A 26,639-nucleotide genomic window follows, 5' to 3' on the forward strand; every position below is an offset into this window, starting at 1 on the left:
ATGGATGAAGTAGTTAACCCGCTGCTGGTCCTTGGCGAACATATCGCAAGTTCGTTGGGCTCCGCAGTACTGTCCCAGGAGTTTGCCTTCGGGGAGCTCACCCTGACGGTGGAAAGAGACCAGATCGTGGCCGTCGCCACGTTCCTCCGCGATGACTCGCGCTGCCGCTTCATCAGCTTTGTCGATATCTGCGGCGCCGACTATCCGGGTCGCGACGAGCGCTTTGACGTCGTCTATCATTTCATGAGCCCCTACCTTAATCATCGCATCCGGGTGAAGGTGACGGCAGACGACGAGACGCCCGTTCCCAGCATCACTGGCGTGTTCCGCGGTGCCGACTGGTTCGAACGTGAGGCCTACGATCTCTACGGCGTCTTGTTCTCGGGCCACAACGACCTGCGCCGCATTCTCACCGACTACGGCTTTGACGGCCATCCCCTGCGCAAGGACTTCCCGACCACCGGTTTTGTGGAAGTGCGCTACGACGATGAGCGCAAGCGCGTGGTCTATGAGCCGGTCAAGCTCATGCAGGAATACCGTTCGTTCGACTATCTGTCGCCCTGGGAAGGCACCGATTACGTGCTGCCCGGTGACGAGAAGGCCAAGCAATGACCGTTGAAGCCGAAGTCAGAAACTTCACCATCAATTTCGGGCCGGTCCATCCGTCGGCCCACGGCGTTCTGCGCCTGATCCTGGAACTCGACGGCGAAGTCGTCGAGCGCGTCGATCCCCATATCGGCCTGCTGCATCGCGGCACCGAAAAGCTGATTGAGTCCAAGACGTACCTTCAGGCCGTGCCCTATTTCGATCGCCTCGACTACGTGGCCCCGATGAACCAGGAGCACGCTTTTGCCCTGGCCGTCGAAAAGCTGCTTGGTCTTGAAGTGCCCCGTCGTGGCCAGCTGATCCGCGTGCTGTACTCGGAAATCGGCCGTCTTCTGGCGCACCTGATGAACGTGACCACTCAGGCCATGGACGTAGGCGCCTTGACCCCGCCACTGTGGGGCTTCGAGCAGCGCGAAAAGCTGATGGTGTTCTACGAACGCGCTTCGGGCGCCCGTATGCACGCTGCCTATTTCCGCCCCGGCGGTGTCCATCAGGACCTGCCGCAGGCGCTGATTGATGACATCGAAACCTTCTGCGAGACCTTCCCCAAGGCGCTCGCTGATATTGATAAGCTCCTGACCGAGAACCGCATCTTCAAGCAGCGCAACGTCGACATCGGCGTGGTGAAGCTGGAAGACGCCTGGAACTGGGGCTTTTCGGGCGTGATGGTGCGCGGTTCGGGCGCTGCCTGGGACCTGCGCAAGAGCCAGCCCTATGAGTGCTACGCCGAAATGGACTTCGACGTCCCGATCGGCAAGAACGGCGACTGCTTCGACCGCTATCTCATCCGTATGGAAGAGATGCGTCAGTCGACCAAGATCATAAAGCAGTGCATCGAGAAGCTGAACGCGCCGGAAGGGAAGGGGCCCGTGTCCTCGCTCGACGGCAAGGTCGTTCCGCCCAAGCGCGGCGAAATGAAGAAGTCGATGGAAGCACTGATCCATCACTTCAAGCTCTACACCGAAGGCTACAAGGTGCCCGCCGGCGAAGTTTACGCCGCCGTTGAGGCGCCCAAGGGCGAGTTCGGCGTCTACCTAGTCAGTGACGGCACCAACAAGCCGTATCGTTGCAAGATCCGTGCTCCGGGTTTTGCGCATTTGTCGGCCATGGATTTCCTGTGCCGCGGCCACATGCTGGCCGACGTCTCGGCCATCCTCGGCTCGCTCGATATCGTGTTCGGAGAGGTTGATCGCTGATGGTTGCGCGTCGCCTTGCGGATGAGTCGGTCCAGCCGGCTTCCTTCGCCTTCACTGCTGAAAACGCCAAATGGGCGGAGTGGAAGATCGGGCTTTACCCGGCCGGCCGCCAGCAATCTGCTGTCATTCCGCTGCTTATGCGCGCCCAGGATCAGGACGGCTGGATCAGCCGCGCCACGATCGAGTCCATCGCCGACATGCTCGGCATGGCCTATATCCGCGTGCTGGAAGTGGCGACCTTCTACACCCAGTTCCAGCTGCAACCGGTGGGCACCCGTGCCCACGTACAGGTCTGCGGTACAACTCCCTGCATGCTGCGTGGCGCCGAGGCGCTGATCGAGGTTTGCAAGAGCAAGATCCACCACGACGCACACCACCTCAACGAGGACGGAACGCTGAGCTGGGAAGAAGTCGAATGCGCTGGCGCCTGCGTCAACGCCCCGATGGTCTCGATCTTCCACGACACGTTTGAAGACCTCACCGCCGAGCGGCTTGGCGAGATAATCGACGCGTTCCAGGCCGGCAAGGGCGAAACCATCAAGCCGGGCCCGCAGAATGATCGCCTGACATCGTCTGCCGAAGGCGGTCGCACGACGCTGCTCGATGCCCCGTCGGCGAAGCGCGCCAAGTTCGTGCCACCCGCTCTGCCAGACGCAGCTCCGGCGGCCGCTCCCGCCGCTGCACCCCAGGCGCCCACAACGGCGGCCAAGCCCAAGGATGTGAGCGAAGAATCCGCTCCCGCGCTCAAGGGCACGCCCAAGGCCGCCAAGGTTTCCGAGGCAAAGGCAGAGTTCGAGCGCAAGGCTGCAGCGGTTTCGGCGAATGCCAATGGCGAGCCGAACAAGGCGATGCGTGAGGACGCGACCGGCGCCGAATCAGACGCCGGCAAGGTGGATGGCGGCAAGGCGCCGGGCAAGAAGTCCCGCACCATCATCGCCTCCAATAGCAAGCCGGCGGAAGCCGCTCCCACCGTTGCTGCGCCACTGTTCGCAGCTCCGGCAGGCGCGCCCGACGATCTCAAGCTGATCTCCGGGGTTGGTCCGGTGCTCGAAGGGCGCCTCAATGCCCTCGGCATCACCAAGTGGAGCCAAGTCGCCGCCTTCACGGCAGACGACATCGCCAAGGTCGAGGACACGCTGAGTTTCAAGGGCCGTGTGGCCCGCGACAACTGGCTCGACCAGGCCGCCGCACTCGCCAAGGGTGGCGAAGCTGAATATGTCCGCGTCTTCGGCAAGAAGCCGCGGTAGGAGTGAACGATGCTCGCTGATAAAGACCGCATTTTCACCAATCTCTACGGCCAGGGCGACTGGACCCTTGAGGGCGCGCGTTCGCGCGGCGCCTGGGTGGGGACCAAGGAGTTCATCGACGCCGGTCGTGACTGGATCACCAACGAGGTCAAGGCCTCGGGCCTGCGTGGCCGTGGCGGTGCAGGCTTCCCGACCGCGCTGAAGTGGACCTTCATGCCCAAGGTCAACGACGGCCGTCCGCACTACTTGCTGGTCAACGCCGACGAGTCCGAGCCGGGTACCTGCAAGGACCGCGATATCCTGCGCCATGACCCGCACCATCTGGTCGAGGGTTGCCTGCTGGCGGCCCGCGCCATGGATGCGCACCTGGCGTTCATCTATGTCCGTGGCGAATTCATCCGCGAACGCCAGCGTCTCGAAGCTGCCGTTGAGCAGGCCTACGAGGCCAAGCTGATCGGTAAGGACAATATCCACGGCTGGGACCTGGACATCATCGTCCATCACGGCGCCGGTGCTTACATCTGCGGCGAAGAAACCGCGCTGATGGAGTCGCTGGAAGGCAAGAAGGGCCAGCCACGCCTCAAGCCGCCGTTCCCGGCAGGCATGGGCGTCTATGGCAATCCGACCACCGTGAACAACGTTGAGTCGATCGCCGTCGTGCCAGAAATCCTGCGCCGTTCCGGCGCCTGGTTTGCCTCGATCGGCCGTGCCAACAACACCGGCACCAAGCTGATGTGCGTTTCGGGTCACGTGAACAAGCCCGCGACCTTCGAAGAAGCCATGGGCGAGAGCTTCAAGGACATCATCGAAAAGCACTGCGGCGGCATTCGTGGCGGCTGGGACAACCTGCTCGCTGTGATCCCCGGTGGCGCCTCGGTGCCCTGCGTACCCGGCGAGAAGATCCAGAACGCCATCGTGGATTTCGACGGCCTGCGCGAAGTGGGGTCGTCGCTGGGAACCGCTGCCATCATCGTGATGGACAAGCAGACCGACATCATAAAGGCCATCTGGCGCCTCTCGGCTTTCTACAAGCACGAAAGCTGCGGCCAGTGCACGCCATGCCGTGAAGGCACGGGCTGGATGATGCGCGTGATGGAACGCATGGTCGAAGGCCGCGCCCAGAAGCGCGAGATCGACATGCTGTTCGAAGTGACCAAGCAGATCGAAGGGCACACCATCTGTGCGCTCGGCGACGCCGCTGCGTGGCCGATCCAGGGCCTGATCCGCAACTTCCGTCACGTTATCGAAGAACGCATTGACCAGTACACCTGGTCGTCCACCAGCGACGGCGCCGTGCCGTCGATCGCTGCGGAGTAGGGTAATGGCCACCATCAAAGTCGACGGCCAGCTCGTCGAAGTTCCAGACTACTACACGCTGATGCAGGCCGCTGAAGCAGCCGGGGCCGAAATCCCGCGCTTCTGCTACCACGAGCGCCTGTCGGTCGCCGGCAACTGCCGCATGTGTCTCGTCGAAGTGAAGGGCGGTCCGCCCAAGCCGCAGGCGAGCTGCGCCATGTCGGTCAAGGACCTGCGGCCCGGCCCGAATGGCGAGCCGCCTGAAATGTTTACCAACACGCCGATGGTCAAGAAGGCCCGCGAAGGCGTGATGGAATTCCTGCTTATCAACCACCCACTGGATTGCCCGATCTGCGATCAGGGCGGCGAATGTGACCTGCAGGATCAGGCCATGGCCTATGGCGTGGACAAGAACCGCTTTGCGGAGAACAAGCGCGCCGTCGAGGACAAGTACATTGGCCCGCTGGTCAAGACCTCGATGAACCGCTGCATTCACTGCACGCGCTGCGTTCGTTTCACCACAGAAGTCGCCGGCATTGCCGAAATGGGTCTGCTGGGTCGTGGCGAAGACGCCGAGATCACCACCTATCTCGAAAAGGCGCTGACCAGCGAGCTGCAGGGCAACGTCATCGATCTGTGCCCAGTCGGCGCGCTGACCAGCAAGCCCTACGCCTTCAATGCGCGTCCATGGGAACTGGTGAAGACCGAATCCATCGACGTGATGGACGCTGTCGGCTCCAACATCCGCGTCGATAGCCGTGGCCGAGAAGTCATGCGTATCCTGCCGCGCATCAATGAAGCGATCAACGAAGAGTGGATCTCCGACAAGACCCGCTTCATCTGGGACGGGCTTAAGAGCCAGCGTCTCGATCGTCCCTATGTTCGCAAGGGCGGCAAGCTCCAGGCGACCACATGGGAAGAAGCACTCGCCGCCGTTGCTGCGCGCCTCAAGAAGGCCGGTAACAAGGTCGGCGCCATTGCCGGCGACCTGGCCGCTGTCGAAGAAATGTTCGCCCTCAAGGCGCTGCTGGCGTCGATCGGCTCGGGCATGACCGACGTTCGTCCGGCCATGTCGGGCATCGATCCCTCCATGCCGCGCTCGGCCTACATCTTCAACCCGACCATTGCCGGGATCGAACAGGCTGACGCCGTCCTGATCATCGGGGCCAACCCGCGCCGGGAAGCATCTGTTCTGAACGCCCGTATCCGCAAGGCATGGCGCGCCAAGAACCTGCCGATCGCCACCATTGGCGAACGCGCAGACCTGACCTATGACCACACCTATCTCGGTGAAGGCTTTGAAACGCTTGCCGAATTGGCAGCGGGCAAGGGCGCATTCGCCGAAGTACTCGCCAAGGCAGAACGCCCGCTGATTATTGTCGGCGAAAGCGCTGTCTCGCATGCCTCGCTGGGCAAGCAGGTCGGCCGCGACGTGATCGCCCTGGCATCCAAGCTGGCAACCTCCGGTCAGAACGTCGCCGAAGGCTGGAACGGCTTTGCGCTGCTGCACAATGCTGCCAGCCGCGTCGGCGGGCTCGACATTGGTTTCGTGCCACATGACGGCGGCGTCTGCTCCGCCGACCAGATCGCTCTGGCCGGCAAGGGCGAACTGGACGTCCTGTTCCTGCTCGGCGCCGACGAGTACGACACCGCCGCGATGGGCAAGGCGTTCGTGGTCTACGTCGGTAGCCATGGCGACACCGGTGCGCACCGAGCCGATGTCATTCTGCCTGCCGCAACCTACACAGAAAAGTCGGGCACCTATGTGAACACCGAGGGCCGGGTGCAGGTCACCAACCGCGCTGTGTTCCCGCCTGGCGATGCCAAGGAAGACTGGGCGATCATTCGTGCCCTGTCGGGCGCCGTCGGCAAGCCGTTGCCCTTCAACTCGCTGGCCCAGCTGCGCGCCGCCATCTACGCGGAATTCCCGCATCTGGCACGCGTCGACGCCATTGCCCCGGGCAGTGCCGCCGACATCGCCAAGCTGGCCAAGGCCGCGATCAAGACCAAGACCGCGCCATTCGGCCCGGCCGTGTCCGATTTCTATATGAGCAATCCGATTGCCCGTGCCTCGGCCGTGATGGGCGAATGCGCCGCCACTGCCGCCGGTTTGCGGCAGGCAGCGGAGTAGGGGAGTACAATGGACTTTATTCTCTCCGCGCTGGATTACCTGCTCGGCATCCCGGTTCTGGGCTGGGGTATGCATGTCGGGATGATCTACAAGGCGCTGCTTTTGCTGGTGGCGCTGCTGGTCTTCACCGCTTTCATCCTGCTGGCTGACCGCAAGATCTGGGCCGCCGTGCAAATTCGCCGTGGTCCCAACGTCGTGGGTCCCTTCGGCCTGCTGCAGAGCTTCGCCGACCTGCTCAAATTCGCCCTCAAGGAGCCGGTCATTCCCGGTGGTGCCGACAAGGTGCTGTTCCTGCTGGCTCCGCTGCTGACGGCAACGCTGGCCCTGGCCGGCTGGGCCATCGTGCCGGTGGGCGAGGGCCTTGCCATCGCCGACATCAATCTGGGCATTCTCTATCTGCTCGCCATCTCGTCGCTGGGCGTCTATGGCGTCATCATCGGCGGTTGGGCATCGAACTCGAAGTACCCATTCCTGGGCGCGCTTCGTTCGGCAGCTCAGATGGTGTCCTACGAAGTCTCCATTGGCCTCGTGATCATCACCGTGCTGCTCTGCGTGGGTTCGCTGAACCTCACCGACATTGTGCATGCACAGCAGGAAATGGGCCTCGCCCACATGCTGGGTGTCCCGCAGCTGGCCTTCCTGAACTGGTTCTGGCTGCCGCTGTTCCCGATGTTCATCGTGTTCTACATCTCGGCCCTGGCTGAGACCAACCGCCCGCCATTCGACCTGGTGGAAGGTGAATCCGAACTCGTGGCCGGTTTCATGACCGAGTATTCGGCAACGCCCTACATGCTGTTCATGCTGGGCGAGTACATCTCGATCCTGCTGATGTGCGCCATGACCACCATCCTGTTCCTGGGTGGCTGGGCCAGCCCGATCGACCTGCCGCCGTTCACCTGGATTCCGGGCGTCGTGTGGTTCGTCATCAAGCTCAGCCTGGTGTTCTTCATGTTCGCCATGGCGAAGGCCATCGTGCCGCGTTACCGCTACGACCAGCTGATGCGTATCGGCTGGAAGGTGTTCCTGCCGCTGTCGCTGCTGATGGTTGTTATTGTTGCTTTCGTGCTTCAGCTGACTGGCTGGGGCTGGCATGGAGGGATGGCTTGATGCGCGCCGCCCAGTTCGTAAACACGCTGCTGCTGACGGAGCTGGTGAAAGCCTTCTTCCTGACCATGCGCTACTTCTTCTCGCCGAAGCCAACCATCAACTATCCCTTCGAAAAGGGTCACGTGAGCCCGCGCTTCCGTGGTGAGCATGCCCTGCGTCGCTATCCCAACGGGGAAGAACGCTGCATCGCGTGCAAGCTGTGTGAAGCCATCTGCCCGGCGCAGGCGATCACCATCGAAGCTGGCCCGCGCCAGAACGACGGCACCCGCCGCACCGTTCGCTATGACATCGACATGGTGAAGTGCATCTATTGCGGCTTCTGCCAGGAAGCCTGCCCGGTGGACGCCATCGTCGAAGGCCCGAACTTCGAATTTGCAACCGAAACGCGTGAAGAGCTCTACTTCTCCAAGGAAAAGCTCCTCGCCAACGGCGACCGTTGGGAGCGTGAAATCGCCGCCAACCTCAGCGCCGACGCGCCGTATCGCTGAGAGGGAAGAGCATGACCCTTCCACTATTCTTCTTCTACCTGTTCGCGGCGGTAGCCATCCTGGCGGCCGTGATGGTGATCTCCTCCAGGAACCCGGTTCACGCCGTGCTGTTCCTGATCCTGGCCTTCTTCAACGCGGCAGGCTTGTTCATGCTGGCGGGCGCCGAGTTCCTCGCGCTGCTGCTGATCGTCGTCTATGTCGGCGCGGTAGCGGTGCTGTTCCTGTTCGTCGTCATGATGCTGGACGTTGACTTTGCCTCGATGAAGCAGGGCTTCCTGCAGTATGCGCCCGTCGGCGCCATCGTCGGCATCGTGCTGCTGCTCGAACTGCTGCTGCTGGCCGGTAGCTTTGTTATCTCGCCTGAGATTGCGGGCGCCTCGGGCGTGCCGATCGATGGCACGGTCGATAACATGCGCGCCATCGGGCAGGTGCTCTACACGCGCTATGTGCTGCTGTTCCAGGGTGCCGCGGCTGTGCTGCTGGTCGCCATGATCGGCGCCATCGTGCTGACGCTGCGTCACAAGAGCAATGTCAAGCGTCAGAACCCAGTGGATCAGGTCGCGCGTCGTCCGTCCGAAACGCTGGAAGTCGTCAAAGTCAAAAGCGGTCAAGGGTTGTAGGAGGCATTCATGGGCTTGGGTATCGGGCTCGGTCACTACCTGACCGTAGCAGCAATCCTGTTCACGCTCGGCGTGTTCGGCATTTTCATCAACCGCAAGAACGTCATCGTCATCCTGATGTCGGTGGAACTGATCCTGCTCGCGGTGAACCTCAACATGGTGGCGTTCTCAGCGCAGCTTCAAGACCTTCAGGGTCAGATTTTTGCGCTGCTGATCCTCACTGTGGCTGCCGCAGAGTCGGCGATCGGCCTGGCCATTATGGTCATTTTCTACCGCAACCGCGGCTCCATCGCGGTTGAAGACGTCAACATGATGAAGGGCTAAGAACCACCGCTATGATTCAAGCGATTGTTTTCCTGCCCCTCGTCGGCGCGCTGATCGCGGGGTTGCTCGGCCGGACCATCGGTCATCGGACCAGTGAAATCATCACCACCGGCCTTCTGCTGGTCTCGGCGGTGCTGAGCTGGGTCGTGTTTCTGCCCGTCGCCTTTGGCGGCGGACTGATGGGCGCTGAGCTCGTTGATGGGCACACCGCTGTGCTCAAGGTCGAAGTCATGCGCTGGATCCAGGTCGGCGACCTGGACCTGCGCTGGGTGCTGCGCGTCGATACGCTGACCGCCATCATGCTGGTCGTGGTCAACACGGTCTCGAGCCTGGTTCACGTCTACTCGATCGGCTACATGGCCGACGATCCGCATCGCAACCGGTTCTTCGCCTATCTCTCGCTCTTCACCTTCGCCATGCTGATGCTGGTGACGGCCGACAACTTCCTGCAGATGTTCTTCGGCTGGGAAGGCGTGGGGCTCGCGTCCTACCTGTTAATCGGCTTCTGGTACACCAAGCCCTCCGCAAATGCTGCGGCGATGAAGGCGTTCGTCGTCAACCGCGTCGGTGACTTCGGCTTCATCCTCGGCATTTTCGGCGCCTTCATGGTTCTGGGCAATGTGACCTTCGACGGCGCCTTCGCTGCCGCCGGGGCGTTCGCAACCGAAGGCCTGCCGGTCATGCGGTTCCTCGCATGGGATGTCGACGCGATGACCGTCGTCTGCCTGCTGCTGTTCATGGGCGCGATGGGCAAGTCGGCCCAGTTCCTGCTGCACACTTGGCTGCCGGACGCCATGGAAGGCCCGACCCCCGTGTCGGCTCTCATCCATGCCGCCACCATGGTGACGGCCGGTGTGTTTATGGTTGCGCGTCTTTCGCCGCTGTTTGAAACCTCACCAGTCGCTCTGACCGTCGTCATCGTCATCGGCGCCATCACCGCGTTCTTCGCGGCAACTGTTGGCCTAGTGCAGAACGACATCAAACGCGTGATCGCCTACTCGACCTGCTCGCAGCTCGGCTACATGTTCGTGGCTCTGGGGGCAGGGGCCTATTCGGCCGGTGTGTTCCACCTGTTCACGCACGCCTTCTTCAAGGCTCTGCTGTTCCTGGGAGCCGGCGCGGTCATCCATGCGATGCACCACGAGCAGGACATGCGTAACATGGGCGGGCTTCGCAAGAAGATTCCGATTACCTACGCGATGATGCTGATCGGCACGCTCGCGCTGACCGGCGTGGGTATTCCGGGTTCGGAATTCCTGGGCTTTGCAGGCTTCTTCTCCAAGGACTCGATCATCGAAGCTGCCTACGCGGTCGGCGGCAATACCGGCATGTTTGCCTTCTGGCTGCTGGTTGTGGCTGCGCTGTTCACGAGCTTCTACTCGTGGCGCCTGATCCACCTGACCTTCCACGGGGCACCGCGCCCTGCGGCGTACGGTCACGATGACCATGCGGCTCACGACGATCACCACCATGGCTCGGCCTATGACAACGCACACGAAGCGCCTGCTGTCATGCAGATCCCTCTCTATGTGCTTGCCGTAGGTGCGGTTCTGGCCGGCGCGGTGTTCTATTCGATGTTCTTCCACGACGTGACGCATATCGAGCACTTCTTTGCCGGCTCGATTGTCGTCGATCATGAGATCATCGAAGCCGCCCACCACGTCCCGACCTGGGTCAAGTGGAGCGCCGCCGTCTCGATGATCCTTGGCTTCGCTGCGGCATACTACATGTATATCCGTCGCCCCGAGGTGCCGGGTCGTCTGGCTGCGGCAAATCCGGGCCTCTACAAGTTCCTGCTGAACAAGTGGTACTTCGACGAACTGTACGATGCCATTTTCGTCCGGCCCGCATTGTGGATCGGCCGTGCCTTCTGGAAGGGCTTCGATGACTGGCTGATCGACTACAAGATCACCGAAGGTCTGGGCCGCCGGGTTCAGAGTGTGACCGCCTGGGTCACCAAGCTCCAGTCCGGCTACGTCTACCACTATGCATTCGCCATGCTGATCGGCATCGCGGCTCTGCTGACCTGGGCCATCGCGGCCGGGGGACTGATCTGATGAACTTCTCCAATACCATCCTCACAGTCCTCACCTGGCTGCCTCTCGTAGGTGCAGCGGTGCTGCTGTTCACGCCCCGGACCTCGCTCAACGCCATCCGCTGGATGACGCTGATCGTGACCCTCGTGGTGTTCGGGCTCTCGCTTGCCATGTGGCAGAGCTTTGACCCCTCCAATCCAGGCTTCCAGTTCGTCGTAAACTACGCCTGGATCGGAGACACGATCGGCTACCGCGTCGGCGTCGATGGCATCTCTGTGCTGTTCGTCGTGCTGACCGCGCTTCTGATGCCCTTCGCCATCCTTGCGAGCTGGGAAATCGACAACCGCGTGAAGGAATACATGATCGTATTCCTGATCCTGGAAACGCTCATGATCGGCGTGTTCACCACGCTCGATCTGGCCATGTTCTATGTCTTCTTCGAAGGCACGCTGCTGCCGATGTTCCTCATCATCGGCATCTGGGGCGGCTCGGCCCGCATCCAGGCCAGCTACAAGTTCTTCTTCTATACGTTTGTCGGCTCGGTGCTGATGCTGCTGGCCATCATGGCCATGTATTGGAACGCCGGGACCACGGACATCATGCGCCTGCTGACCCATGATTTCCCGGAATCCTGGCAGGTCTGGCTCTGGTGGGCGTTCTTCGCCTCGCTGGCTGTGAAGATGCCGATGTGGCCGTTCCATCGCTGGCTGCCAGAAGCGCACGTTCAGGCCCCAACGGCCGGCTCGGTCATCCTGGCCGCCATCCTGTTGAAGCTCGGCGGCTATGGCTTCCTGCGCTTCAGCCTGCCGATGTTCCCGGATGCCTCGGTTCAGTTTGCCAACATCATCTTCTTCCTCTCCGTCGCCGCCATCATCGTGACCTCGCTAGTCGCGCTGGTGCAGACCGACATCAAGAAGCTGATCGCCTATTCGTCCGTTGCCCATATGGGTTTCGTGACCATGGGTATCTTTGCCGGCAACTCGCTGGGCATCCAGGGCGCCATGTTCCAGATGATCTCGCACGGCATTGTGTCCGGCGCGCTGTTCCTCTGCGTGGGCGTCATCTATGACCGCATGCACACCCGCGAAATCGCGGCCTATGGCGGTCTGGTCGAGCGCATGCCGCGCTACGCCTTCGCCTTCATGGTGTTCACCATGGCCAATGTCGGCCTGCCGGGTACTTCGGGCTTCGTCGGCGAATTCCTGACCATGATCGGCATTTTCCAGGTCAACACCTGGGTCGCGTTTGGCGCTGCCTTCGGCGTGATCCTCTCTGCCGGCTATGCCCTCTGGGCCTACCGTCGGGTGATTTTCGGCGCACTGACCAAGGAAAGCCTCAAGGGCATCCTTGACCTCAACCTGCGCGAGAAGGTCATCCTCTATCCGCTGATCGTGCTGACCATCGTGTTCGGCTTCTATCCTGCGCCCATCCTCGATACGACGGCGGCTGCCGTCGACAACCTCGTAGCCCACTACGCCACGGCGGTCGGACTCGACCCGGCCGTGGCACAAGCGACCGCCCAGGCGCCGCTTGTCCATGCCGATCCGGTTGCTGCTGCGGCTCCGGCCGCTGCGCCGGCTGCCCACTAGGAGAGTCCCGTGAACTCAGACGTTTTGGATTTCGCGAGCCTCGCTCCGGCCTACCCGGAAATGCTTCTGGCGATAGGCGCGACGGTGCTGTTGATGGTCGGTGTGGTGATCAACAAAGAGCGGTCCCTAGCCGTTTCTTATGGCGCTGTGCTGTTGTTGATGGCCGCTGGTGCAATCATCCTGTTCGCGCCTGCCGAGGGCGTGATCTTCAACGGCCTCTTCGTGGGCGACGGCTTTGCCCGCTTCATGAAGGTGCTGGTGCTTGGCGGTTCGGCCTTCTCGATCATGCTCGCCCTGCCGCGCGCCGAGGAGAACGGCACGCACAAGTTCGAATATGCCATCCTGGTGCTGCTTGCCACGCTGGGCATGATGCTGATGGTGTCGGCCAACGACCTCATGAGCCTCTATATCGGCCTCGAACTGCAGTCGCTCTCGCTCTACGTGCTCGCAGCCATCAAGCGCGACGATGCACGTTCCACCGAAGCGGGCCTGAAGTATTTCGTGCTAGGTGCGCTGTCCTCGGGCATGCTGCTCTATGGCGCGTCGCTGCTCTACGGCTTCACTGGCCATACCAACCTGCAGGAAATCGTGCAGGTCATCGCGATCGAAGGCCGCTCTATCGGCCTGATCTTCGGCCTGGTGTTCCTGCTCGCCGGCGTCGCATTCAAGATCTCGGCCGTGCCGTTCCACATGTGGACGCCCGACGTTTATGAAGGCGCTCCGACCCCGGTCACCGCTTTCTTCGCCACGGCCCCCAAAGTCGCCGCCATGTCGCTGATGATCCGCCTGGTCATCGATACCTTCCAGGGCATCAGCACGGACTGGCAGCAGATCGTGATCTTCCTGTCGATCGCCTCCATGGTCCTCGCGGCTTTCGCCGCTATCGGCCAGAAGTCGATCAAGCGACTGATCGCCTATTCGTCGATCGGTCACGTGGGCTTTGCCCTTGTGGGTCTGTCGTCGGGTACGCAGGTCGGCGTTGAAGGCGTCGCGATCTATATGGCGATCTATGTCGCCATGACGGTTGGCCTGTTCGCGTGCATCCTCGCCCTGCGCACCGATGCCGGTTACGTCGAGAACATCCAGGATATGGCTGGTGCTGCACAGAAGCGGCCATTTGTGGCGGCTATCATGGCCATCATCATGTTCTCGCTCATAGGCATGCCTCCGCTGGCTGGCTTCTTTGCAAAGTGGCACGCCTTCCTCGCGGCCATCGATGCACAGCTCTACGTGCTGGCAGTGATCGGCGTTCTGGCCTCGGCCGTCAGCGCCTTCTACTACCTGCGCATCATCAAGGTGATGTACTTCGATGAACCCGTGCGTGATTTCGAGACGGTCCCGGCCGAGCTCAACATCATCATGGGTGTCAGCGGCTTCCTGATTGTCACCTACTACTTCACGGTCGGCGCTCCCTTGGCGAATTTCGCCCATGCCGCCGCCGGAAGCCTGTTCTAGGTGACGGACTTTACACTCGGGCCCAAGGCGCGCGCGGCCGGTTACCGGCTGCGCGGCTACGACAGTATTGGTTCGACCAATATCGAGGCCACCGAAGCTGCTGCCGCCGGCGATCCCGGTGGCATCTGGTTTGCGGCCCGCCAACAAACGGCGGGCAGGGGGCGGCGCGGCCGTCAATGGGTAAGCCCGCACGGCAACCTCGCGGCCACACTCTTGATAGTTCCAGAGAGCGACCCCACCTTGGCGGCAACGCTGGGCTTCGTGGCCGGTGTCGCACTCAATTCGGCCCTGTCTGCTATTTTGCCGCATGGGCTGGTCAAGGTCGGCATCGACGGCGCTGACGCGATCGATGGAAGCGGCCGTATCGCGCTAAAATGGCCCAATGACGTGCTTGCCGACGGTGCCAAGCTCGCCGGTATCCTGCTCGAGGCGACCAAGATTTCGGATGGCAGGCATGCAGTCGCCATTGGATTTGGCGTCAACACACTGGCCGCGCCCTCCGGTTTGCCCTATCCCGCCACAAGTCTTTCGGATCTGGGCGTGAGTCGTTCTGCTGAAGACGTGTTTGAAGCGTTGAGCGATGCGTGGGTCGATACGTTCGGCCTGTGGAATGATGGCCAGGGCATCAGCAACGTGCTGCAACGGTGGCGGGCTTCGGCCGCGGGCATCGGAGCGCCTGTCGCCGTCAACCAGAACGGCGAAGTGCTGCGCGGAATTTTTGAAACTATCGACGACGCCGGGCGATTGATCGTCCGCGCCGACGACAACCGTCGCATCGCGGTTACAGCGGGCGACGTACATTTTGGGGCAACGGCCAGCGCCCGAAGCTGACCACAATCAATGCGCAGGCGACCGGCGACCAAAGTTCGCTCCGGCGTTGCGCTCGAAAGGACTGAACTGACCCATGGCTAAAAACCAAAGGGATGAACTCGTATTCGTACCGCTCGGCGGCGTTGGCGAGATCGGCATGAATATGGGCGCGTATGGCTTTGGGCCGGAACGCTCGCGCAAGTGGATCGTGGTGGATTGCGGCGTGACGTTCGGCGGGCCAGACCTGCCGGGCATCGAACTCATCATGGCCAATCCCGAATTCCTCGAGGAACGCGCTGATGACGTTCTCGCCCTGATCCTCACCCACAGCCACGAAGACCACTACGGCGCGGTGCTGGACCTGTGGCCGGGCTTTGAGAAGCCCGTCTACGCCACGCAGTTCACCGCTGCCATGCTGGCCGCAAAGCGGGCAGGGGATGGCATTGTCGAGAATGTCGACATCACCATAATGCGCCCCGGCAAGGCCTTCGACGTCGGCCCGTTCACCATCGAGGCCATCAACGTCGCCCACTCGATCCCGGAAGCCAATGCGCTGCTGATTTCGACCCCGGCCGCGCGCGTGCTGCACACCGGCGACTGGAAGCTCGATCCCACTCCCGTCGCCAATCCGCCGACCGATATCGCCCGCCTGCAGCAGATTGGCGCCGATCGCTCGACCCCGCTTGCGCTGGTCTGCGATTCAACCAATGCGATGAAGGACGGCGAGAGCCCGAGCGAAGCCGACGTTTCGGCGACGCTGGCAGCGCTGATCGCGGAAGCGCCACACCGCGTGGCTGTGACCACTTTCGCGTCCAACGTTGGCCGCGTCGTCTCGATCGTGCAGGCCGCCGCAAAGGCCGGCCGCCAGGTCGTGATGTCCGGTCGGTCGCTACACCGCATCATGGGCATTGCCAAGGAACTTGGCATGCTCGAGGGCCTGCCGCCATTGCTGGACCAGGATGCCTACAAGAGCATTGCTCGCAACAAGATCGTGCTGATCTGCACCGGCAGCCAGGGCGAAGCCCGCGCCGCTATCGCGCGCATCGCACGCGGCGATCACCCGGTGATCGACCTTAATGCCGGCGACCGCATGATCTTCTCGTCCTGGGCCATCCCGGGCAACGAACGTGCGGTGATCGAGATCCAGAACCGCCTGATCGATAAGGGCGTCGAAATCATCACGCAGAAGGAAGGTCTGGTTCACGTTTCCGGCCATCCTCGTCGCGACGAGCTGCGCAAGCTGTACGACTATGTGAAGCCAGACATGCTCATTCCCGTGCACGGCGAGTCCATGCACCTGCAGGCCCATGCCCAGCTTGGCCGCGATGCCGGCATTGCCAACGTGCTTGAAGCCCGCAACGGCGACATGGTGCGCCTGTTCCCCGAACCGCAGGTGTTTCCGGCCGAAGTGCGGACCGGCGAACTCTATCTCGATGGCCTCGTGCTCTGCACGCCCGAAGAATCCGGCGTCAAAGGCCGCCGCCGCCTGTCGTTTGGCGGTCACGTCGTCGTCAGCCTCTGCGTCAATGGCAGCGGGCAGGTGGTGTCCGGCCCCGATCTCTTCATCGAAGGGCTTCCCGAGACTGAAGATGAATCACTCGGCGATCTGGTGGAGCACACCATCAGCGGCGTCCTCAAGTCGATGCCGCCCAAGCGCCGCAGCGATACCGAGGCGCTCAATTCGGCCCTGTTCAAGGCGATCCGCAACGAGGTCAACGCCTACTGGGGCCGCAAGCCCAACGTGTCTGTATTCGTACACCGCGTCTGACTGCGGCAATTGGAACCGGCATTCCCGCTATCGCGGGGATGCCGCTCGGCGTATGTAGAGACGAACTTCACCGCGAGGAACCACCATGCAAATCGGCTCGATCGTTGCCGTCTTTTTCGTCGTTTGGTGGCTGAGCTTCGTAGCCGTATTGCCGATCGGCAATCGCAGCCAGTCCGAAGCCGGTGAAGTGGTGGCCGGCACCGACCCGGGCGCCCCAGTAGCGCCGCGCCTTGGCAAGAAGATCCTGCTGGCAACCGCGGTTGCCGCTGTGGCCACGGCTCTGCTGCTGTGGGGCCTCTCCAACGAGACTCTCCACCACTACTGGAACCGCTAAACCCTAGCGCCTCGCCGTGCCCACGGCGTGGGCATAAGCCATTTCCAGCGCCGCCCGCAGGTCATCCTCGCTGGCTGCGCTGAGCTCGGCTGTGGTCCATCCCTGTCGCCCCCAGGCATTGCTGATCGGCGCAAAGACCTCGGGCGCCAGCTGGCATTTGAATTCCTGCTCATCGGGCGTGAACTTGAAATTGGCCGTGCGGCCATCTGCCGCCAGCGTCACATAGATCCTGTCGACCCTGAATGCGGCCCTGTCGAAATGGGGAGCTTCGGTGGTGCCGGGCAGGGCCAGAGCAATAGTCCTCAAGTCTGCCGCACTAGCCATGACGAGACCTCGCAGTAGTTCCAGGTGAATTGCTTTGACCGCTTGAATCAAAAAAGCGGGGCACTTGGCCCCGCTGAATTGAGTTTGTTCGACAATACGCTGGTCTTAGGCGCGCTACTTAAGCGGCTGCCAACGCTCCTCCCTTGACGTTGTCGACGTCCAGCGGTTTCAACCGCCTTTGTTTTATTGTGAGGGACCCTAACAACAAGAATTCGTGATGTCACGCAGATTCTGCATACCTTCCATGCTTGCATCAACTGGACGAGTAGGATTTGAGTGGGCATCAAGAAAAACCTTGAGTCGACGGCCGTTTCCGGGAGTTCACATGCGCCTGTCTCGCTACTTTTTGCCAGTGCTCCGCGACGTCCCCAAGGAAGCCGAGATCGTTTCGCACCGCCTGATGCTGCGTGCCGGCATGATCAAGCAGCAGGCTTCCGGCCTCTATTCCTGGTTGCCGCTCGGCTACAAGGTGCTGATGAAGGTCCAGAAAATCATCGAGGAAGAGCAGAACCGCTCTGGCGCGGTGCAACTGCTGATGCCGACCATCCAGTCTGCTGACCTGTGGCGCGAAAGCGGCCGCTACGACGCCTATGGCAAGGAGATGCTCCGCATCGAAGACCGCCACGAGCGCGAATTCCTCTATGGCCCGACCAATGAGGAAATGGTCACCGACATTTTCCGCACCTATGTGAAGTCCTACAAGGACCTGCCGCTGAACCTCTACCACATCCAGTGGAAGTTCCGTGACGAGGTGCGCCCTCGCTTCGGCACCATGCGCAGCCGTGAATTCCTGATGAAGGACGCCTATTCGTTCGACCTCAACAAGGAAGACGCCGTGAAGGCCTACGAACGCATGTTCGTGGCTTATCTGCGCACCTATGCCCGCATGGGTCTCACCGCCATCCCGATGCGCGCCGACACCGGCCCCATCGGCGGCGACCTGAGCCATGAATGGATCGTGCTGGCAGAAACCGGCGAAAGCGCCGTGTTCTGCGATAAGCGCCTGCTCGACAAGCCCATCCCGCCCGCCGATATCGACTTCCGCGGCGACCTCAAGCCGGTCTTCAATGACTGGACGTCGCACTATGCGGCGACCGAGGACATGGTCGACATGGCCGAGTTCGAGGCCGAAGTTCCCGAAGAAAATCGCGTTTCGGCACGCGGTATCGAAGTTGGCCATATTTTCTACTTCGGCACCAAGTATTCCGAACCCATGAAGGCAAGCGTCACCGGGCCGGACGGCAAGGAAATCACTGTGCACATGGGCTCGTATGGCATTGGCCCGACGCGCCTCGTGCCCGCACTGATCGAAGCTTTCCACGACGAAGCCGGCATTGTCTGGCCCGTCAGTGTTGCGCCCTTCGAAGCCGTGCTGATCAACCTTAAGGCCGGCGACGCCGAATGCGACGCTGCATGCGACAAGCTCTATGCCGAGCTGAATGCCGCTGGCCTCGACATGCTCTATGACGACCGCGACCAGGGGGCAGGGGCCAAGTTCACGACCGCTGACCTGATCGGCATTCCCTACCAAATCATCCTGGGACCGCGCGGCCTCAAGGCTGGCGAAGCAGAAATCAAGCACCGCCAGAGCGGCGAGCGTGAAACCCTGCCCATCGCCGACGCCGTTGCGCGCCTCAAGGCTCTCATCGAACCCCAGCGAAAGAACGACATTTGACCGATACGGCGCCGCCTCTGCTTAACAAGGGCACGCGCGCTTTTTCGCGCTTCGAATGGATGATCGCGGGGCGATACCTGCGCGCTCGCCGCAAGGAAGCGTTCATTTCGGTGATCGCCAGCCTAACCATGGTTGGCGTCGCCATCGGCGTGGCTACCCTCATCGTCGTCATGTCAGTGATGAACGGGTTCCGCGCGGAACTGCTGACCAAGATCCTGGGTCTCAACGGTCACTTCACGGCCTATCCCATCGAACGCCAGTTCACCGACTACAAGGAGGCAGTTGCCGCCCTTGAGGAGGTCGAAGGCGTCGACTTTGCCGTCTATTTTGTTGAAGGCCAGGTTTTGGCTTCCGGCAATGGCAATTCCACGGGCGTCACCGTTCGTGGCATGGACGAAGAGAACATCCGCAAGCTCAAGTTGCTCTACAACGCCGTCGATCTTGGCGGCTGGGACCAGTGGGACACCAGCAAGGGCATCGCCATCGGTTACCGGCTGGCCCAGACCTTGGGCGTTACCCTGGGCGACCAGGTGCAGATCATCAATCCCAATGGCGCCATGACGCCGTTTGGCACGACTCCACAGATCCGTTCCTACCCGGTCAACGTGATCTTCGATCTCGGCATGGTCGAGTTCGACAGCTTCTTCATGTATATGCCGCTCGAGCCGGCGCAGGACTTCTTCAAGATGTACGAAGAGGTTCTCAAGCCGGGTATGGGGCCGCTGGACCCTCTGGCCAGCGACGAAGAGATCGATGCCGCCTATCAGCGCGTCGACCGCGCCTCGGCGGTCGAAATCTTCATCCACAACCCAGACGACATCGTCACGATGCGCGAGCGTCTGCAGTCCAATCCCAATACCCGACCACTGGTCTTGACCGACTGGCAGCAGCGCAACGAAACCTTCTTCTCGGCCCTCCAGGTTGAGCGAGTTGTGATGTTCACCATTCTCTCGATGATCATCCTGGTCGCCGCGTTCAACATCATCTCCAGCCTCATCATGCTGGTGAAGGACAAGAGCTCGGATATTGCCGTACTCCGCACCATGGGTGCGACGCGTGGCTCGATCATGCGCATCTTCTCCATTACCGGAACCAGCATCGGCGTAATCGGCACGCTGACCGGGCTCGTCCTGGGGCTGATCGTGGCGGCCAATGCGGAAACACTGCGCGCCTTCGTGTCAAACACGCTGGGCGTGGCAATCTTCCCGCCCGAAGTTTTCTTCCTGTCCTCGCTGCCCTCGAAGACCGACCCGGTGGAAGTGACGGTGGTGGTGGCACTGGCCCTCGGCCTCAGCTTCCTGGCGACCCTCTATCCCGCGTGGCGCGCCGCGCAATACGACCCGGTGGAGGCCCTGCGCTATGAGTAAGCCACACCTGATCCTGACGGATGTGCATCGCCACTACGGGCAGGGCGACAAACTCGTCCGCGTTCTCGAAGCCGCTAACCTGACCGTGAACAGCGGTGAGCTGGTTGCCCTCGTCGCGCCTTCGGGTGCAGGCAAGTCGACCCTGTTGCACCTCGCAGGCCTGCTGGAAGGCGTGCAGGGCGGCGAAATCGAGATTGTTGGCATCAAGACCAGCAAACTGGGGGATCGCGGCCGTACGCAGCTCCGCCGCTCGACGGTGGGCTATGTCTACCAGTTCCACCACCTGCTGCCCGAGTTCTCGGCGCTCGAAAACGTCAGCATGCCACAGTTGATCGCGGGCAAGGGACAGGCCGAGGCCGACAAGCGCTCGATGGAACTGCTCGATCTGCTTGGCGTGGCGCCACGCGCCGGCCATCGTCCAGCCGAGCTGTCTGGTGGCGAGCAGCAGCGCATCGCCATTGCCCGCGCCGCCGCTAACCACCCCAAGGTGATCCTCGCCGACGAACCCACGGGCAATCTCGACCCCGAGACCAGCGATATCGTCTTCGCGGCCCTGGCAGACCTGATCAAGAATGAAGGCGCGGCTGCGCTCTTTGCCACGCACAACCACGACCTGGCGCGCCGCGCAGATCGTATCGTGACCCTCAAGGGTGGACTGGTGGTCGATCACACCTTGTGATCGAACCAGAACGCCGTCGGTGAGTTCTCCCTGTGAAGGGAGAACCGCAATGACCTTGCTCATGATTGTTGGCGTGATGGCTATTCTGGCCGTGGTAACCCTAAGGGCAGGGCGGCCGCATCACTAGCGCCGACTACAGCGCGGCGGCAATTTCCTTGGCAAGAGACGCCAGGTCGGCGTCGTCGGCCTTGCCAGCGCCATGCGCGCCCAATGCCACACCCTCGTAAACCGGGATGATATGGAAGTGCAGGTGGAACACCGTCTGCCCGGCTGGAGCCTCGTTGAACTGGGCCAGTCGAATTCCATCGGCGCCTGTGGCCGCCTTGACCGCCTTGGCAACGGTCTGAACCAGCGGAATGACGGTGGCCAGCGCTGACGGATCGGCATCCAGTAGATTGCGCGAAGGCGCCTTGGGGATCACCAGAGTATGCCCGCGCGACTGCGGAAAGATGTCCATCATGACCAACGCAACGTCGTCTTCGTACACCTTGTGCGCTGGGATCTCGCCCCGCAGGATCTTGCCGAAAATGTTGGACGGATCGTAGGTCATGGTTCACTCCGCCGGCTGAGAAACGTCCGGCTGGCCCTCTGGAAGAATCGGAAACGGAAGTAGTTGAGCACAGCCAGGCCGGTCAGGGTAACCGGCACATAGCGGAAACCACGCCGGATGAAGAACATCGCAATATTGACCGCGGTCTCGGCGCTCATCGGGCCCTTGCCCATGGCCGAGGTAAACGACGATGGCACGATGTGCCGGTAAATCAGGGCGTCCGACCGGTAATAGTCGCGCGCCCGCAGCGCAAAGGCCCGCTTCGACGCCGAATAGTCCCGAAGCTCATCCATGCCCATATCGCCATGGAACTCCACTTCTGACCCCAGCGCCCATACTTCCGGCGGGGCCAGGCGGGTCTTGCCGATCTCCGTGAACAGCTCGGTCAATTCCTGAAAGGTGATATTGTTGGCGTTCCAGCAGTCCTCGGACTTGGCGCCGTGCGACAGAACCAGCACGTCGGCCCGCTCCAGCTTCTCGCGCACGCCATCGAGCTTGCCGGCGCTGAAATCAGTCCCGAACTTCGCCGTCTCGACGATCCCGCCCAGCGCGGTGAGCTTCTTGACCATGGCCGAACCAAACGCACCACTGGCGCCGGTCACCAGGAACCGCCGCCCCTCGATCTGGCAGCTGGTGCCCACGATCATGTCGAACACGTTGGCGAACGACGAAAAGAAGTTGTGCGGATAGACGTGGTGCATGGCGTGGTAGTTGTTGTCGACCCAAAGTAGGCCTTGCTGCCCGCCGACCCGATCCATCGACATGTGGTTGTAGTCGAGCCCTTCCTCGCGCAGCGTCATGACCAGCATGATGGTGCGCACCACAGCCACAGCCGCGATCGGCTGCCAGGGGAACACGAACAGGAACAGCACCGTTCCGAGCATCGAGGTCAGGTATTCGGGCAGGATATGAAACCAGATATTGGCCCGGGCATAGGCCGGGTTGATCTGCATATCGAGGCCGAGAAACTTGTGGTGCACCCAGTGCCACGAAGAGAACTTGCGCAGCAGCGCAAACCGCGACTTCTCCCACTTGTGGAGGATCCAGTGGAGCGCATCGAACAGGGCCGTTGAAACAACGAAAGCCAGCCCGGCCTGAAGAATAAATATGACAATATCCAAGATCATCAGACCTTCATAAGGCCGAAGCGGTCAGGGCGAAAGAGGCGATAGCGCCACGCTGCTAGAGGTCGGTCCGCACGCCCTTTCGGAACGGCGTGTAGTGGCCAAGCATTTCCTGGCTACGCTCGACGGAAACGCGCTCACGCTCCAGGTAATCGGCCACGGCCTCACGCAGGCCCGGATGAGCAATCCAGTGCACAGAATAGGTGGTCGCGGGGGCATAGCCACGCGCCAGCTTGTGCTCGCCCTGTGCGCCTGCCTCCACCACAGCCAGCTTGTGGGCAATGGCGTAGTCGATGGCCTGGTAGTAGCAGAGCTCGAAATGCAGGAACGGCACGTCGCGGGTGCAGCCCCAGTTCCGGCCGTAGATCCGGTCCTTGCCCACGAAGTTGATGGCCCCGGCAATGGGCGTGGGACCATCATAGGCGAGCATCAGCACGATCTGGTTGGCCATGGTGGCGTTGAGCCGCGAGAAGAACTCACGGTTGAGGTAGGGCCGTCCCCATTTGCGCGCGCCGGTATCCTCGTAGAATTCGAAGAACGCGTCCCAGTGCGCTTCTGTGAGGTCCGACCCGCTCAGCCACTTCACGGTCAAGCCATCGGCCAGGGCATCCCGGCGTTCGCGACGGATGGTCTTGCGTTTGCGCGACGACAGGGTTTCAAGGAACTCGTCGAACGAGCCAAAGCCCTCATTGTGCCAGTGAAACTGGGTATCGACCCGCTTGAGCCAGCCATCCCCGGCAATGGCATCCGCCTCTGCCTCTGGAACGAAAGTGGCGTGGACCGACGATGCCTGGCGCTCCACGGCAAGCTGCTGTGCCGTCGACAGCAGTGCAGCCTTGATTGCGGCGTCACCGGAGGGCACTAGCAGCTTGGGCGCTGTCGCCGGCGTGAATGGCACCGAACATTGCAGTTTGGGGTAGTAGCTGCCGCCGGCGCGTTCAAGCGCGTCGGCCCAGCCATGGTCGAACACATATTCGCCCATGGAATGAGACTTGAGGAACAGCGGCATCAGACCCAGCGGCCGGCCATCGCCGTCGCTGAGCAGAATATGTTGCGGCTGCCATCCAGTGCGCGCCGTCGCGCAGCCCGATTCCTCGAGCGCGAGAAAAAACGCATGATCGAGGAAGGGATTGTCAGGGCGCCCATCGATCGATGGCACAAGGCCATTCCACACCGCGGCAGGAATGCTCGCAGTGCTCGGATGGATCGTCGCGCGGATGGAAGATTGGTCGGCCAAAACGGATCCCGGGCGGGTCAACAGGTCGCCCTAGAAATAGGACGGATCGCCCGGGATTGTAAGGTTGCTGCGTCGGCCTATCGCGCAGTTTTGGGTGCGTAGCCCTCAAAGACCACCTGGTCTGAAAATGCCGCTGCGACATCGGCCTCGGCCTGCGATCGAATGGTCCAGGCCGTCACTGGCTTGCCCAGCGCGCGCCAGAACACAACGGCCGGCAACTGCAGCGAATCCTTGTCGCAGGAGATGAAATCAAACTGCGTCTCATGCCAGTGCAGCAGATGGCGCAAAGTGTATTTCTGCTCCTCGGGAATCCCCGAATCCCAATCAGGGCGGTCATAGCTGTAGGTGATGATCCCGCGCGGACCGGTAAACCCGAACTGACCAATGGCCACCAGCAGGTTGGGATCGAACGATTCGATGGTGACGGGACCATCATAGTCCCTGAGTCCCTCGGCCACGCTGCGCGCCAACAACTGGGTGCCAACAACGTCGCGCTGCGTCTTGAGCTCGATCTGCAGCAGAGCCCGCCCGGCGATCTGGGTCAGAAACTCCGAGAACCTCTGTGGCCGGTCGCCGGCAGCGCTGACCAGCAGCACGCGCTGGGTAATGTCGGCCACCGGACAATCCGCAACGGCGCCATCGACGCCCAGCAGGCGCTTCATGTCGTCGTCGTGGAAAATGACGGGCACGCCATCACTGGTCAGCTGCACGTCGCATTCGATGGCGAAGCCGCCAGCAATGGCGGCCTCGAATGCGGAAGCACTGTTTTCGATGACGCCCTTGGACCTGTCGTGCAGGCCGCGATGGGCAACAGGGTTCGGAAACAGTGCTTGGGTCATTTGGGCCTCTTGGTTGGGTTTCCTCAATCGCACTCTAACGTGACGATCGTGTAACGGCTAAACCTCGACCACAGCTTCGATTTCCACGGCAGCTCCGAAGGGCAGGGCCGTGACGCCAAAGGCCGCGCGGGCATGCTTGCCCTTATCGCCCAGTACGCCAACCAGCAGGTTCGATGCGCCATTGGCAACCAGGTGCTGCTCGAAGAACTCGGGGGTCGAGGCGACCAGCACAGTGATCTTGAGGATGCGCTTGATGTCTTCCAGCGGCACGCCGGCATTGTGCACGATCTGGGCGAGGATATTGACCGCGGCCAGCTCGGCGGCGTTGCCGCCCTGAACCACATTCATCGTGTCGCCGAGCAGGCCGGTGGTAACCCCGGATTCGTCGCTCGAAATCTGGCCGGACACATAGATGATGTTCCCGGTGCGGGCGACGGGAACGTAATTGGCAACGGGTGCCTTGGCGGGGGGCAGCTCATAGCCGAGTTCACGGAGCTTTTCGATCGGGCTGGTCATCTGGTCTTGCCTTGGTTCTTGTCGTCGTCAGGTTCTGCCGGCGCGGGGGCCGGCTTGGTATAGAGCTTGCCGCGTACCACGGCCTCACGGCCAAAACGGTTTCGTACGCGGTCCATCGCCCGTTCGGCGGCCGCCTTGCGGGCAACGGCTGGCTCCAGCAAATCGGCCGGATCACTGCCATCGGCAGTATCGATACCCGAAACGCCGATTCCGATCAGCCGGAAAGCGGTGCCATCGACTTCGCGTTGAAGCAACGTCAGGCCCGTTTCATAGATCACGTTGGCCAACTGCGTGGGGATCATCAGATGCCGAGCGCGCGTGCGCAAGCGGAAACCAGCCGATTTGAGTTTCAGCGTCACCGTGTCGCCAACCACATTCTTGGCCTTGAGCCGCTCCGACAGGCGCTCGGTCACCTTGAGCAGTTCAGTAGAAAGACTATCCAAGCCACTGATATCTGTGTTGAACGTGGTTTCCGACGAGATGGTTTTCATTTCGCCATCGGTCGAAATCCGCCGGGCATCTTCACCGCGCGCAAGCCGCGCCAAGCGGGCACCGGTTTCGCCATAGCGCCGCATCAGCCGCTCAGGCTCTTCCTGCTGCAGCTGACCGATCGTGACCAGGCCATCCTTTCGCAGGGTCTCCGCCAGCACCTTGCCAACCCCATAGATCAGGCTGATCGGCTTAGGCGCGAGGAACGACAGCGTTTCCGCAGCCCCGATCACTGCGAAGCCTCGCGGCTTGTCGAGATCGGAAGCGACCTTGGCGAGGAACTTGTTGTGGCTCAGACCCACCGAGATGCTGACCCCGATTTCCGATTCCACGATCCGGGCGAAGCGCGCCAGCACCAGGGCAGGGGGAGCCTTGTGTAGCGTCTGGGTGCCCGACAGGTCGAGGAACGCCTCATCGATCGACAGCGGCTCGACCAACGGCGTCAGGGCATCCATATGGGCCCGAATCTGGCGGCTCACCTCGACATACTTGGCCATGTTCGGCTTTATGATCACCGCGTCGGGGCAAAGCTCCTTCGCCTTGAACATCGGCATGGCCGACCGGACGCCTGATTGGCGGGCGATGTAGCAGCAAGTGGACACCACTCCGCGCACGCCGCCACCGATGATCAGGGGCTTGTCGCGCAGGCTGGGGTCGTCGCGCTTCTCCACCGAGGCGTAGAAGGCGTCGCAGTCCACATGGGCAATGTCGAGTCTGAACAGCTCCTCATGGCTGCGCAGGCGTGGCGAGCCGCAGCCAGGGCAGCGGCGGGGCGCCTGTACCCCAGAGCCATGCACCAGGCAGTCGCGACAGAGCCAATCGAGCGCCAAAG

25 protein-coding genes are annotated in these 26,639 nt (G+C 61.8%); 18 read left to right on the forward strand and 7 right to left on the reverse strand.

The window, feature by feature from the left end; genetic code table 11:
* From ACZ5WT_RS15785 to ACZ5WT_RS15855, 15 genes are all read left to right on the forward strand, one after another.
* Window positions 1–612, forward strand: coding sequence for an NADH-quinone oxidoreductase subunit C (locus ACZ5WT_RS15785; RefSeq protein ID WP_464284726.1), 612 nt, complete (start codon window positions 1–3; stop codon window positions 610–612).
* Entirely contained in the window at window positions 609–1,802 is a 1,194-nt protein-coding gene (locus ACZ5WT_RS15790) for an NADH-quinone oxidoreductase subunit D (RefSeq protein WP_464284727.1), read from the forward strand. Before ACZ5WT_RS15785 ends, ACZ5WT_RS15790 begins: the two co-directional genes overlap by 4 nt.
* Window positions 1,802–3,049: an NADH-quinone oxidoreductase subunit NuoE gene (gene nuoE, locus ACZ5WT_RS15795; protein WP_464284728.1), complete on the forward strand. Its 1,248-nt coding sequence runs from the start codon at window positions 1,802–1,804 to the stop codon at window positions 3,047–3,049. Before ACZ5WT_RS15790 ends, nuoE begins: the two co-directional genes overlap by 1 nt.
* Before the next feature lie 9 nt (window positions 3,050–3,058).
* A complete protein-coding gene (gene nuoF / locus ACZ5WT_RS15800) occupies window positions 3,059–4,366 on the forward strand; it encodes an NADH-quinone oxidoreductase subunit NuoF (protein ID WP_464284729.1) in 1,308 nt (435 codons plus the stop codon).
* A 4-nt stretch (window positions 4,367–4,370) separates the two neighbouring features.
* Window positions 4,371–6,476 carry an NADH-quinone oxidoreductase subunit NuoG gene (gene nuoG / locus ACZ5WT_RS15805; RefSeq protein WP_464284730.1) on the forward strand — a complete coding sequence of 702 codons (2,106 nt, stop codon included), beginning with the start codon at window positions 4,371–4,373 and terminating at the stop codon, window positions 6,474–6,476.
* 69 nt (window positions 6,477–6,545) lie between these two features.
* Entirely contained in the window at window positions 6,546–7,583 is a 1,038-nt protein-coding gene (nuoH, locus tag ACZ5WT_RS15810) for an NADH-quinone oxidoreductase subunit NuoH (RefSeq protein ID WP_464287227.1), read from the forward strand.
* Window positions 7,583–8,071 carry an NADH-quinone oxidoreductase subunit NuoI gene (nuoI, locus tag ACZ5WT_RS15815; protein WP_046170135.1) on the forward strand — a complete coding sequence of 163 codons (489 nt, stop codon included), beginning with the start codon at window positions 7,583–7,585 and terminating at the stop codon, window positions 8,069–8,071. The genes nuoH and nuoI overlap by 1 nt, the downstream gene beginning before the upstream one ends.
* An 11-nt stretch (window positions 8,072–8,082) precedes the next feature.
* The gene (locus tag ACZ5WT_RS15820; RefSeq protein WP_464284731.1) at window positions 8,083–8,691 is read left to right on the forward strand and encodes an NADH-quinone oxidoreductase subunit J; all 609 of its coding nucleotides are present in this window, start codon (window positions 8,083–8,085) and stop codon (window positions 8,689–8,691) included.
* 15 nt (window positions 8,692–8,706) lie between these two features.
* Window positions 8,707–9,015 carry an NADH-quinone oxidoreductase subunit NuoK gene (gene nuoK, locus ACZ5WT_RS15825; RefSeq protein WP_464287228.1) on the forward strand — a complete coding sequence of 103 codons (309 nt, stop codon included), beginning with the start codon at window positions 8,707–8,709 and terminating at the stop codon, window positions 9,013–9,015.
* A gap of 11 nt (window positions 9,016–9,026) precedes the next feature.
* On the forward strand, window positions 9,027–11,072 hold the full coding sequence (gene nuoL / locus ACZ5WT_RS15830; RefSeq protein WP_464284732.1) for an NADH-quinone oxidoreductase subunit L: 2,046 nt from the start codon (window positions 9,027–9,029) through the stop codon (window positions 11,070–11,072).
* Complete coding sequence (locus ACZ5WT_RS15835) at window positions 11,072–12,640, forward strand: NADH-quinone oxidoreductase subunit M (RefSeq protein ID WP_464284733.1); 1,569 nt, start codon at window positions 11,072–11,074, stop codon at window positions 12,638–12,640. The genes nuoL and ACZ5WT_RS15835 overlap by 1 nt, the downstream gene beginning before the upstream one ends.
* A gap of 9 nt (window positions 12,641–12,649) precedes the next feature.
* Window positions 12,650–14,095 carry an NADH-quinone oxidoreductase subunit NuoN gene (gene nuoN, locus ACZ5WT_RS15840; protein WP_464284734.1) on the forward strand — a complete coding sequence of 482 codons (1,446 nt, stop codon included), beginning with the start codon at window positions 12,650–12,652 and terminating at the stop codon, window positions 14,093–14,095.
* A complete protein-coding gene (locus ACZ5WT_RS15845) occupies window positions 14,096–14,926 on the forward strand; it encodes a biotin--[acetyl-CoA-carboxylase] ligase (protein ID WP_464284735.1) in 831 nt (276 codons plus the stop codon).
* A 73-nt stretch (window positions 14,927–14,999) separates the two neighbouring features.
* Complete coding sequence (locus tag ACZ5WT_RS15850; RefSeq protein ID WP_464284736.1) at window positions 15,000–16,673, forward strand: ribonuclease J; 1,674 nt, start codon at window positions 15,000–15,002, stop codon at window positions 16,671–16,673.
* A gap of 85 nt (window positions 16,674–16,758) precedes the next feature.
* Entirely contained in the window at window positions 16,759–17,007 is a 249-nt protein-coding gene (locus ACZ5WT_RS15855; RefSeq protein ID WP_464284737.1) for a DUF1467 family protein, read from the forward strand.
* A 3-nt stretch (window positions 17,008–17,010) separates the two neighbouring features.
* Here the strand turns inward: ACZ5WT_RS15855 and ACZ5WT_RS15860 are convergent, their stop codons facing one another.
* The gene (locus tag ACZ5WT_RS15860; protein WP_464284738.1) at window positions 17,011–17,331 is read right to left on the reverse strand and encodes an MmcQ/YjbR family DNA-binding protein; all 321 of its coding nucleotides are present in this window, start codon (window positions 17,329–17,331) and stop codon (window positions 17,011–17,013) included.
* A gap of 325 nt (window positions 17,332–17,656) precedes the next feature.
* On the opposite strand from ACZ5WT_RS15860, the gene proS reads away from it, so the two are divergent.
* The 3 genes from proS to ACZ5WT_RS15875 are packed head-to-tail and all read left to right on the forward strand — an operon-like array spanning window position 17,657 to window position 21,052.
* Entirely contained in the window at window positions 17,657–19,006 is a 1,350-nt protein-coding gene (gene proS / locus ACZ5WT_RS15865) for a proline--tRNA ligase (RefSeq protein ID WP_464284739.1), read from the forward strand.
* The gene (locus ACZ5WT_RS15870; RefSeq protein WP_464284740.1) at window positions 19,003–20,373 is read left to right on the forward strand and encodes an ABC transporter permease; all 1,371 of its coding nucleotides are present in this window, start codon (window positions 19,003–19,005) and stop codon (window positions 20,371–20,373) included. The genes proS and ACZ5WT_RS15870 overlap by 4 nt, the downstream gene beginning before the upstream one ends.
* Window positions 20,366–21,052 (forward strand): ABC transporter ATP-binding protein, encoded by a 687-nt coding sequence (locus ACZ5WT_RS15875; protein WP_464284741.1) that lies wholly within the window; start codon window positions 20,366–20,368, stop codon window positions 21,050–21,052. The genes ACZ5WT_RS15870 and ACZ5WT_RS15875 overlap by 8 nt, the downstream gene beginning before the upstream one ends.
* Window positions 21,053–21,185: 133 nt before the next feature.
* Here the strand turns inward: ACZ5WT_RS15875 and ACZ5WT_RS15880 are convergent, their stop codons facing one another.
* The 6 genes from ACZ5WT_RS15880 to ACZ5WT_RS15905 all read right to left on the reverse strand — a co-directional run bounded on the left by ACZ5WT_RS15880 (window position 21,186) and on the right by ACZ5WT_RS15905 (window position 26,637).
* Window positions 21,186–21,602, reverse strand: coding sequence for an HIT family protein (locus ACZ5WT_RS15880; RefSeq protein ID WP_464284742.1), 417 nt, complete (start codon window positions 21,600–21,602; stop codon window positions 21,186–21,188).
* Window positions 21,599–22,729 (reverse strand): hypothetical protein, encoded by a 1,131-nt coding sequence (locus ACZ5WT_RS15885; RefSeq protein WP_464284743.1) that lies wholly within the window; start codon window positions 22,727–22,729, stop codon window positions 21,599–21,601. Before ACZ5WT_RS15885 ends, ACZ5WT_RS15880 begins: the two co-directional genes overlap by 4 nt.
* A 55-nt stretch (window positions 22,730–22,784) precedes the next feature.
* Window positions 22,785–23,963 carry a GNAT family N-acetyltransferase gene (locus ACZ5WT_RS15890; protein ID WP_464284744.1) on the reverse strand — a complete coding sequence of 393 codons (1,179 nt, stop codon included), beginning with the start codon at window positions 23,961–23,963 and terminating at the stop codon, window positions 22,785–22,787.
* A gap of 77 nt (window positions 23,964–24,040) precedes the next feature.
* On the reverse strand, window positions 24,041–24,802 hold the full coding sequence (locus ACZ5WT_RS15895; RefSeq protein ID WP_464284745.1) for a glycerophosphodiester phosphodiesterase family protein: 762 nt from the start codon (window positions 24,800–24,802) through the stop codon (window positions 24,041–24,043).
* Window positions 24,803–24,859: 57 nt separating this feature from the next.
* Window positions 24,860–25,318 carry a RidA family protein gene (locus tag ACZ5WT_RS15900; RefSeq protein ID WP_464284746.1) on the reverse strand — a complete coding sequence of 153 codons (459 nt, stop codon included), beginning with the start codon at window positions 25,316–25,318 and terminating at the stop codon, window positions 24,860–24,862.
* Window positions 25,315–26,637 (reverse strand): DNA polymerase IV, encoded by a 1,323-nt coding sequence (locus ACZ5WT_RS15905; protein WP_464284747.1) that lies wholly within the window; start codon window positions 26,635–26,637, stop codon window positions 25,315–25,317. Before ACZ5WT_RS15905 ends, ACZ5WT_RS15900 begins: the two co-directional genes overlap by 4 nt.
* Between the last annotated feature and the right edge of the window lie 2 nt (window positions 26,638–26,639).

Source organism: Devosia sp. T2-14, from assembly GCF_055397495.1.